Source organism: Emticicia sp. TH156 (assembly GCF_002855535.1).
In the GTDB taxonomy this organism is placed as follows: Bacteria; Bacteroidota; Bacteroidia; order Cytophagales; family Spirosomataceae; genus Emticicia; species Emticicia fluvialis.
Genome location: NZ_PKRS01000002.1, coordinates 394,029 through 404,700, shown reverse-complemented (window position 1 = coordinate 404,700; position 10,672 = coordinate 394,029). Strand labels below are relative to the sequence as shown.

Below are 10,672 nucleotides of genomic sequence, written 5' to 3'. Positions count from 1 at the left end.
ATTTAATGAAAATTATTGATTAAGTACTATTTTTTGGTATTAAGAAATTGTTATGCACGCCTAATATTTTAAGCTCCCATAATCTTATGCCCCATTTTATCGCGTTTGGTTTGCAGGTATTTTTCGTTATAAGGGTTAGAAGAAATCTCTATGGCTATGTTCTCAACAATTTCGAGCCCATATCCTATTAAACCCGCTCTTTTTTTCGGATTATTAGAGATAAGTTTGATTTTTTTAACGCCTAAGTCCCTAAGAATCTGGGCTCCTACACCGTAGTCCCGTTCATCCATTTTAAAGCCAAGCTCAAGATTTGCTTCTACGGTGTCTCTTCCCATTTCCTGCAATTTATACGATTTCAGTTTGTTCAGCAGCCCTATGCCGCGGCCTTCCTGATTCATATACAATACAATGCCTTTGCCGTTTTTCTGAACCATATCCATTGCGGCATGTAACTGAGGCCCGCAGTCGCAGCGGCAAGAACCGAAAATATCCCCGGTAACGCATGACGAGTGAACCCGTACCATAACTGGTTCGTCTGGCTCCCAGGTGCCTTTAATTAAGGCCAGATGCAACTGCTCGTTATCAAGCTGGCGATAGGCAATCATATCAAAGTAACCGTGCTCTGTAGGCATTTGAACACCAATTTCTCTTTTAATGAGTGATTCTTTCTGAAGGCGATACTCAATTAAATCTTTGATGCTTATCAGTTTTAGCTGAAATTTATCTGCAATTTCTCGTAGTTCGGGTAATCTGGCCATTGTGCCATCTTCGTTCAAAATCTCTATTAAAACACCAACGGGGTTTAGTCCTGCCAGTGTAGCCAGGTCAATGGCAGCCTCAGTATGACCAGATCTTCTGATAACACCGCCGTCAACCCCTTTCAACGGGAAAATATGCCCAGGTCGTCCGAAATCCTCAGGCTTAGTTGCCGGGTCAACCAGCGCCTGAATGGTTTTGGCGCGGTCGCTGGCTGATATACCTGTGGTACAACCGTTGCCCAGTAAATCAATTGAGACGGTAAACGCTGTTTCGTGTTGTGCTGTGTTTTTACCAACCATCATGCTTAGCTGCAGTTCATCGCAGCGTTTGGCTGTTATGGGTGTGCACATCAGGCCGCGGCCTTCTTTTATCATGAAATTTACCATTTCGGGGGTAATCTTCTCGGCAGCACAAATAAAGTCTCCTTCGTTTTCGCGGTCTTCGTCGTCTACTACTATAATTATCTTTCCATTGCGTATATCCTCAATGGCATCTTCTATTCGGTCTAACTTCATTCTGTTAATAATAATACTGTTTTTGATTCTAAAACAGTTTGTATGTTGAAAACGTTTGTAAATGTACGAGTTTTCAATAAAATGTCGATACGTCATCTTTACCGGCTGTCAGGTAAGCCTACCTTGTGGTGGCAAATACTGCGCTTACGGCATAAAAACTTTCATAAAAAGTTTCTAAAATAAAAACCGGAGACTGAGCGCCTCCGGTTTTGTCATTTATTTCTTTTCAAAATCACGATGAATGGCTTCTTCGTAGAGCCTTTCTTTCGGCAGGCTTTTGAAATAGTTATAAGTAATGGCTAAACCTTCTGCACGGCTTACTTTGGGCTCCCAACCTAATATTTCCCTTGCTTTGGTAATATCTGGCTGACGTTGCTTGGGGTCATCTTTTGGCAGTGGCTTATGAACAATCTTCTGGTCAGTACCGGTTAACTTAATGATTTCTTCGGCAAACTGCTTAATGGTTATTTCAGCCGGGTTACCGACATTAACCGGATACGCATAGTCTGACAGCAACAAACGATAGATACCCTCAACGAGGTCGTCAACGTAGCAGAACGAGCGTGTCTGCGAGCCATCACCGAAAATCGTTAAATCTTCACCTCGCAAAGCCTGGCCAATAAATGCGGGCAATACTCGGCCGTCGTTCAGGCGCATACGTGGTCCATAGGTATTAAATATACGTACAATTCTTGTTTCAAGCCCATGATAGGTATGATAGGCCATAGTCATGGCTTCCTGAAAGCGTTTGGCTTCGTCATAAACACCTCTTGGGCCAACCGGGTTTACATGCCCCCAGTATTCTTCATTTTGAGGATGCACGAGCGGGTCTCCATAAACTTCAGAAGTAGAGGCAATAAGAACTCTGGCTTTTTTTACGCGTGCAAGGCCAAGGCAATTATGTATACCCAAAGACCCAACCTTAAGTGTCTGAATCGGAATCTTCAGGTAGTCAATCGGGCTGGCTGGCGATGCAAAATGCAGGATATAATCAATACTACCCGGCACATGTATAAACTTACTGACATCGTGATGATAAAATTCAAAATTAGGATGCTTGAACAAATGCTCAATATTGCGCAAATCGCCGGTAATAAGGTTATCCATGGCAATTACGTAATGGCCTTCTTTGATAAATCTATCGCATAGGTGAGAGCCTAAAAATCCGGCGCCCCCTGTAATGAGTACTCTTTTCATAAAATGATATTGAATTTCCCCTGATTACTTTGTTTTAATCAGAAAACTAAGCAGGATAGGGGATCTAAGCCTGATAGTTTTCTGATTTAACTTATGCCTCTACGGTATCTCTACCAATACTGTAATAAGTATAGCCCAAATCTTTCATGTCTTTTAGTTCATAAAGGTTACGGCCATCAAAAATTACCTTATTTTTTAGTTTGCCATCCATTTTTTCAAAGTCAGGCGTGCGGAACTCAGGCCACTCTGTCATTATCATTAATGCATCAGCATCCTGAATTGCTTCGTATGGGTTTTTAGCATATTTTACTTTTTTGCCTACTACGCCACGCACGTTCTCCATTGCTTCAGGGTCATATACAACCACTTTAGCACCTGCTTTTCTTAGCTCTTTTATGTTATACAATGCCGGTGCCTCACGGATATCGTCAGTGTGCGGTTTAAAAGCAAGCCCCCACATGGCAATGGTTTTTCCTTTCAGGTCTCCGTTGAAGTACTTCTTCAATGGGGCTACCAGCTTAGTTTTTTGTTTTTCGTTTACTTTCATTACCGATTTCAGGATTCTGAAATCGTAATCAAAATCGTTAGCCGTTTTTTCAAGGGCCTGAACATCTTTAGGGAAACAACTACCACCGTAGCCTATACCTGCAAACAAAAAACGCTTACCGATACGGCTGTCGGTACCAATACCTCTTCTGATGTCATCTACATTGGCATTGGCTTTTTCACAAAGATTGGCTATCTCGTTCATGAACGTGATTTTCATGGCAAGGAACGCATTGGCAGCATATTTGGTCATCTCCGCAGAGCGCTCGTCCATGAAAATAATTGGGTTACCCTGACGAACCAACGGAGCATATAGTTTTTCCATTACTTTTTTCGCCTTATCTGATTTTGTGCCAATTACTACGCGGTCTGGCTTCATAAAGTCTTCTACTGCTACCCCTTCTCTTAAGAATTCAGGGTTAGAAACTACGTCAAATTCAACCTTAGCGTTGGCCGCAATGCGGTCATGTACTTTTTCTGCTGTTCCTACAGGTACAGTACTTTTATCTATAATTACGGTATAGTTTTCTAACAGAGGGCCCAGGTCGTTGGCTACCCCAAGAATATACTTTAAGTCGGCTGAGCCGTCTTCACCCGGAGGGGTTGGCAAAGCAAGAAAAATAACCTGGGCGTCTTTAATGCCCTCAGCAAGGTTGGTTGTAAAAGTCAAACGCCCCTCTTTGGTGTTGCGCTCAAATATTACATCAAGGCCTGGCTCATAAATGGTTAATTTGCCTTTGTTAAGTTTTTCAACTTTACGGCTGTCAATATCTATACATGTAACCTGATTCCCTGTTTCAGCAAAACAGGTGCCGGTAACCAGACCAACATATCCCGTTCCAACGACTGCAATTTTCATGTGAGTTTTTGTTCAGATTTTTAAAAAATTACGCTTTATTATTGAAGTAAATTTAAGCATGTCGTAAAGTTATATTTTTTTTGATAGCTAAGTGTAAAAAGTGAAAATTTTTTTTCAAAATACCCCACTTAATGGGCATAAGGGTTCATTAAGTGTGTTTTTTGCAAGTCTAAATGTTGATTTTTTGAGTCTGGTTTTTAGCACACCATTAATTAATTATTATACTAAACAGACCAATTGAATAGACTAGTGAGCGCCTCTTACCGTTGTGTTCTTTCAGACGCCACAAAGCAGCATATCAGTTATTAAAATGAGTATGAAGGCGACCCGGATATTGAACCAAATCTGGTTTATTTTTGTGGGTAGCTCTATTCAGAATCTTACTAAGGCGTTGTAATTGTTACTTGATTTTATAGTGAAGGAGGCCGGACGAATTGTTTATTCAATCTTGAATTAAAAACCGACATTTCAACAAACATTAACCTTTACACAATTATTTTCATGTTTTTATAGTTTTTAATCCAATTTTCATGAAACCAAATTTGATGAAACAATTTTTTCTTCCGTAATTTCAGGGTCTAAATAATCGACAAACCTTTAAATATCACTACGACATTGAATAGAAGAGATGCCATGCAAAGAGTGGCCTTCCTGATGGGAGGTGCTTTGTCTGCCCCTACAATGATTGCTATGCTGGAAGGTTGTAAGTCTAATACAGCAACCGAAGCAGCTACCTCAGGTTTTTCTTTTTCCACCGATTACAAAAATCTTGTATCTGAAATTGCGGAAATAATAATTCCGAAAACTTCTACCCCTGGTGCCAAAGATGCTGGCGTGGGGCCATTTATTGAATTGATGCTTAAAGATTGCTATACTCCGGCGCAGCAGGCGCATTTTACCAAAGGGCTGGACGACCTGGAAGCGGCGTCGGTAAAAGACAACGGAAAGAAATTTCTTGAGAGCACTCCTGAACAACAAACGGCGCTTTTGAAGAAGTTTGAGCAAATGGCCAATGATGAGCTGAAACAACAGGAACAATCAAAGAAAATTGTAGATAATGAAACTGGATTGGTAAAAGACCCTAAAGACCCAAAGACGAACGATAAATCGAAGAAAGAGACACCTCCGGTGCCGTTCTTTAAACTAATGAAAGAATTGACACTTCTGGGTTATTTTACTTCTGAAGCAGGGGCAAAAAATGCCCTGGCTTATGTAGAAGTACCGGGCAGGTATGATGGTTGTGTGAAGATGACGCCGGGTCAGAAAGTATGGGCTTTATAATTTAAAACTGAAAAGATTTCAACCGTAACGAAAATGAATATTCAAGGAAAATCAAAAGAACAAATGACCTACGACGCCATAGTTGTGGGTTCGGGTATATCTGGTGGTTGGGCAGCCAAAGAATTGTGCGAGAAAGGACTGAAAGTGTTGATGCTGGAGCGCGGAAGAGATATTAAACACGTTACTGATTATGTAACAGCTACTAAAAATCCATGGGATTTCCCACACAGAGGTAAAGTTGACAACATGGCCCGTGAAGAATACTGGGCTAGTGTGCGTACCGGGTACACGGCCAATGAAGAACACCGCCATCATTTTGAAAACGATAAGCAAAATCCGTATCTGGAAAAACGTGGCTTTGATTGGATTCGCGGCTACCATGTTGGTGGGCGCTCTTTGATGTGGGGTCGCCAGAGTTACCGCTGGAACGAAAGAGACTTTACCGCTAACCTGGAAGACGGACACGGGGTAGACTGGCCGATCAGATATAAGGACCTGGCGCCATGGTATAGCTACGTTGAGTCGTTTATTGGTGTGAGTGGTTACAAAGAAGGGCTTGATGTGTTGCCGGATGGAAATTTCCAGCCGGGCATGGAAATGAACTGCGTAGAAAAGGAAGTCAGAGGTACCATTCAGAAGAAATTTAATGGCCGCCACGTAACCATTGGCCGCACGGCTCACTTAACCGCGCCAACACAGATTCAGACCGAATTAGGGCGGGCTTCATGTCAATACCGCAATGCCTGTATGCGTGGCTGCCCTTATGGTGCTTATTTCAGTACGCAATCTTCTACTTTGCCTGCTGCAAACAAAACGGGTAACCTTACGTTGATGGCCGATAAAATTGTGTATCAGGTAATTTTTGATGATGAGAAAGGTAAAGCAGTAGGTGTTAAAACCATTGACCAGAATACGAATGAGCAGATGGATTTCTTCTCTAAAATCATATTCCTTAATGCTTCAGCTATTAACTCGGCCTGGATATTGATGCAGTCGAAATCTAAAACACATCCTAACGGATTAGGTAATGAGTCTGACCAATTGGGCAGAAACATCATGGACCACCACCTGAGTGTAGGGGCGTCGGGTACATTTGAGGGCATGGAAGATATGTATTATTATGGAAGAAGAGCCAACGGTGTGTATATTCCGCGTTTTGTTAACTGGGGCAGCGACAAGAAAAGAGACTATGTACGGGGTTTTGGTTATCAGGGCGGAGCCAGCCGCGAAGGATGGGGAAGAGGTAATTATAAAGATGGCTTTGGCGCAGAATTTAAAGAGTCATTAACGACTCCCGGAGCATGGACTTTCGGCATCGGTGGCTTTGGTGAAACCCTGCCTGATGAAAGCAACCGTTTTACCCTTTCTGACAAAAAAGATAAATGGGGCTTGCCAATTGTTGAGTTTGATGCTGCATGGGGAGAAAATGCCTTGAAAATGCGTATCGATATGATGAACGAAGCCGCAGAAATGCTGGAGGCAGCAGGATTAAAAAACATCAATGCTTATAATAACCTGACGCCGAACCCGGGTATCGGTATCCACGAAATGGGAACTGCCCGTATGGGAAGAGACAAGAAAACATCTGTATTGAACGCTCATAACCAGGTTTGGGGTGCACCCAATGTTTTTGTAACTGATGGTGCAGCTATGGTTTCGGCATCTTGTGTTAACCCATCACTCACATACATGGCATTAACGGCAAGAGCAGCAGATTTTGCCGTCAATGAGCTAAAGAAAATGAATCTCTAACCACTAAGAGATGGCGAAAAACGAACGGCTAAGGAGACAATCTTCTTAGCCGTTTTTGTATGGGGCTGTTTAGAGTATTTCTGGTAAGACTGATTATTCGGTTCTAGCCGTAAAAAAAATATACTATCAAACTGCCACCTTTTAAGCTTTGTGCATCATAGCAAAAATAAACTCATGACATGACCAAATTGATGCAGAATTTCTGGGAAACGGCTTATAAACAAAACATCGGCAAAATGTTGGGTATTTGCTATAGGTATGTGCGAGACAAACAGGTGGCAGAAGACCTTGCGCATGATGCCTTTCTGAATGCCATTGACAAAGCTTCGGGTTTTGAGGGCAGAGGACATTTTGATGCCTGGCTCAGAAAGATAGTAGTCAATGAGGCTTTGAAATATCTGAGAGACCAGAAGCAAAAGGAAGCACATAATGAGTGGCTGCAATATGAAAGTGAAATGCTGGCTACAGAAGAAGAAACACTGGCCGCAGATTTTACGCACGAAGAACTAATGGCAGCCATTAGCCAATTGCCTGAATACCACAAATTGGTATTTAATCTTTACGTGATTGATAAATTCAGTCATGCCGAAATAGCGCAGGAGTTAGGTATAAGCGAAGGCACATCTAAATCTCACCTTGCCAGAGCAAGAAAGAAAATCAGAGCTTTATTACTGGAGAAAGAGAACAAGAAGCGGGCTGTTCTTCCTTTATTCATACCTCTTTTACTATGGAATATTGACGGTATTTACCGAAAGGCATTCCACAATTTTGAGATAAAGCCTGATAGGTTATTAAAAATTGATTCGGATTATTCATCAATACCTACGTTTAACCCTTCTCCTGTTGTTTCAAGCAGTTTCATCAGCTCCGGAGCCGTTATCGGTGGTGTGGCGGTTAGTCTGACATTAATCGTAGTTTTCTCAAGGCAAGAGCCTGATTTGGAGATTCAGAAAGAAATAAGCTCGAACACCATACCTGTTAAGTTGACGCAATACGTAGTAACTCAACCTGACAATTATGAACCTGTTACTATTGACGACCAGAATATAAGTAATACTAAAAATTCTGACACTACAAGTGCAACCATTTCTGATAATGCCATCATAACTGATGAAAACAATATAAACAATACAGAAATGAAAAGACTAAGCATAGTAGGAGCCTTGCTGATGGCAGGTGCCAGTATGGGATTCGATTCTTCAAAGAATCTGACGGCTAATTTAAGTTCACGTTTCAAATTACCCGACGTTCAGTTTCAGGCAAAAAAAGATGGGTTTGTATTAAATAGAAAAGAAGGAGAGGGGACTTTCAATGCATCAAAGATAGTCTGGTCGTCAAAGAACCATTATGTTTACATGAAGGGGATTAATATGAGAGCAAAGTTTGAAAAAGACAACTTTAATGCAACCGGTACGGTGTCTTTTTTAGGAGAAGTTTACTATTTACTGATTGATGGGCAGGAAGCCCAATTGGATAAAGATATAAAGCTTTCAGGTAACCAATATTCTGTAAAATCATTAAGCATTAAAGAGTCCATACAGAAATACGGCGACAAGGGGAAAAACGGTGCCGTTGAAATAGTTAAGCTTTGATAAATGACAACGCCGGCTTGCAAACCGGCGTTGTCATTATGTTTTTAATAAACTTAGTCCTCTCAATAAACAAACTCCCCAAACTCACTCCTGATTGTTACCCGTTTGGTAGCAAAAGGTTCTACCCGGCCAATTATCTGTGCATCAATATTGAATGATTGGGCAATTTCTATAATTCGTTGTGCATATTGTTCAGGCAGATATACTTCCAGACGATGCCCCATGTTAAAGACTTTGTACATTTCCTGCCAGCTGGTGCCACTTTGCTCGTGTATCAGTTTAAATAAAGGAGGAATAGGGAAGAGATTATCTTTAATGACATGTAGTTGGTCTATAAAGTGAAGCACTTTTGTTTGTGCGCCACCGCTGCAATGCACCATACCATGTATATGCGGGCGAAGTTCATCCAAAAAAACTTTTGCTACCGGAGCATACGTACGGGTAGGAGACAATATCAGCTTGCCAACATCAGGCAGTGCGTCTAAGGTTTCTTTATCCTGAGTTGAATTAAACGATTCTGTGGCAGTAGCATCAGTAAGCGATTTTTCGCCACTGTAAACCAGCGAGAAATCAATATCTCCATCAAAACTTTCAGGATATTTCTCGGCATATATTTTATTCAGCACATCATGTCGGGCTGAAGTAAGTCCGTTACTACCCATGCCACCGTTATATTGTTTCTCATAAGTGGCTTGTCCGAAAGACGCTAAACCCACAATCACATCGCCGGCTGCAATTCTATCGTTCGATATCACGTCATCGCGTTTCATTCGGGCTATCAGCGTACTGTTAACGGCAATGGTTCTTACCAGGTCTCCTACGTCGGCAGTTTCACCACCTGTGCTGTAAATTTCAATACCGTGGCTGCGCAGCATTTCCAGGCATTCTTCGGTTCCGTTTATTATTTCAGCAATTACTTCACCCGGAATTTTATTTTTATTTCTATCAATGCTCGATGAAATAAGCATTGGCCCTACAGACCCTACACAAAGCAGGTCGTCGGTGTTCATAACAATAGAGTCTTGTGCAATACCTCTCCATACCGATAAGTCACCTGTTTCTTTCCAGTATAAATAAGCAAGAGAGGTTTTGGTACCTGCGCCGTCGGCATGCATAATGTTACAATAGGCAGGGTCTGCTCCCAGCGTATCCGGAGAAATTTTACAGAATGCTTTCGGGAATAAACCCTTGTCAAGCTTTTCAATAGCCTTATGAACATCTTCTTTAGCGGCAGAAACACCGCGCTGCATATAACGGTCGGTACTCATCAGATAATTGATTTTTGCTGCAAAGGTAAGAAAAATGTGTTTTGTGCGATGAAATAAATCAGCTCATCAACCTACTTTACACGTTTTCTTTTTTGCAGGTCATATTTTTCTCCTTTTTCCAGTATCAAGAATTTCATCTCGTTACGTTTTTTTAAGGCTTCAAAAATCATAACCTGGCTTTCACCCAACACTTCGGCCGTGCTATTGTTTTCAATATACAAGGCTGTGTTTTCATCAATACCAACGCCCAGTTGTTCGGGGTTTTTAAAAATCAGACCTATGAGGCGGTTTTGTCTCTGGCGTTTTATAAAATGTTGGTCTACAATTACGTCAGGCAGCAAACCTAAACCTTTTTTTACTTCAACTTTTGTACCGTCAATTACCTTAAAGTCGCCCTCGCCTGTAATCATAATTGGGGTCATAATGGCAGTTCCGGCACTCGTTCCACCAAATACTACCCCCTTTTTATAATAGGAGTGCATGGCATTAAAAAGTTCTTCGTCTTGCAGAACATCCATGATTCTGTTCTGGTCGCCGCCTGTAAAAAATATACCCTTTGCTGATTTCAACTGACCCAGTAAGATGGCTTTACTTGCAGCAGTAAGCGGAGCAAAAGGCGCTTTCTCTACTTTTATTTTCGACAACCCCTCCACATCTTTTGCAAAAGCCTTGTAGCTTTCTTCGGGTTCACCACCAGCCCAGGTTATAACCAGAATTTCTCCGGTTTCGCCACCGCTGCGGTCAATAAATTTGGCCATAACATCGGTGGTGCGCTTTCCACCGCCAACCATCAGTAGTTTTTCCTGAGCCAATGCAGGCACACTGCCCAATATAAAAAGAAAGAGTAAACGTATCATTTTGTTTTAGTGATATTGTATATATTTGAAATGAAACCTAATGTAA

At 41.6% G+C, this 10,672-nt stretch carries 8 protein-coding genes; 3 read left to right on the top strand and 5 right to left on the bottom strand.

All coding sequences use genetic code 11. The annotated features are described in order from the left end of the window. Positions 1–68: 68 nt before the first annotated feature. The 3 genes from C0V77_RS05675 to C0V77_RS05665 form a co-directional block, all read right to left on the bottom strand. The gene (locus C0V77_RS05675) at positions 69–1,283 is read right to left on the bottom strand and encodes a bifunctional 3,4-dihydroxy-2-butanone-4-phosphate synthase/GTP cyclohydrolase II (protein WP_101725506.1); all 1,215 of its coding nucleotides are present in this window, start codon (positions 1,281–1,283) and stop codon (positions 69–71) included. A gap of 207 nt (positions 1,284–1,490) precedes the next feature. Further along, complete coding sequence (locus C0V77_RS05670; RefSeq protein ID WP_101725355.1) at positions 1,491–2,471, bottom strand: UDP-glucuronic acid decarboxylase family protein; 981 nt, start codon at positions 2,469–2,471, stop codon at positions 1,491–1,493. A 91-nt stretch (positions 2,472–2,562) separates the two neighbouring features. Further along, positions 2,563–3,876: a UDP-glucose/GDP-mannose dehydrogenase family protein gene (locus C0V77_RS05665; protein WP_101725354.1), complete on the bottom strand. Its 1,314-nt coding sequence runs from the start codon at positions 3,874–3,876 to the stop codon at positions 2,563–2,565. 615 nt (positions 3,877–4,491) lie between these two features. Between C0V77_RS05665 and C0V77_RS05660 the strand changes: the two genes are divergently transcribed. From C0V77_RS05660 to C0V77_RS05650, 3 genes are all read left to right on the top strand, one after another. After that, the gene (locus tag C0V77_RS05660; RefSeq protein ID WP_101725353.1) at positions 4,492–5,157 is read left to right on the top strand and encodes a gluconate 2-dehydrogenase subunit 3 family protein; all 666 of its coding nucleotides are present in this window, start codon (positions 4,492–4,494) and stop codon (positions 5,155–5,157) included. A 33-nt stretch (positions 5,158–5,190) separates the two neighbouring features. Beyond that, complete coding sequence (locus tag C0V77_RS05655; protein ID WP_101725352.1) at positions 5,191–6,909, top strand: GMC oxidoreductase; 1,719 nt, start codon at positions 5,191–5,193, stop codon at positions 6,907–6,909. Between the two features lie 179 nt (positions 6,910–7,088). Then, positions 7,089–8,501, top strand: coding sequence for an RNA polymerase sigma factor (locus C0V77_RS05650; protein ID WP_101725351.1), 1,413 nt, complete (start codon positions 7,089–7,091; stop codon positions 8,499–8,501). A gap of 62 nt (positions 8,502–8,563) precedes the next feature. Here the strand turns inward: C0V77_RS05650 and C0V77_RS05645 are convergent, their stop codons facing one another. Continuing rightward, positions 8,564–9,769 carry an AIR synthase related protein gene (locus tag C0V77_RS05645; protein WP_173830523.1) on the bottom strand — a complete coding sequence of 402 codons (1,206 nt, stop codon included), beginning with the start codon at positions 9,767–9,769 and terminating at the stop codon, positions 8,564–8,566. Positions 9,770–9,840: 71 nt separating this feature from the next. Continuing rightward, positions 9,841–10,626: a cyanophycinase gene (locus C0V77_RS05640; protein ID WP_101725349.1), complete on the bottom strand. Its 786-nt coding sequence runs from the start codon at positions 10,624–10,626 to the stop codon at positions 9,841–9,843. Positions 10,627–10,672: the final 46 nt, after the last annotated feature.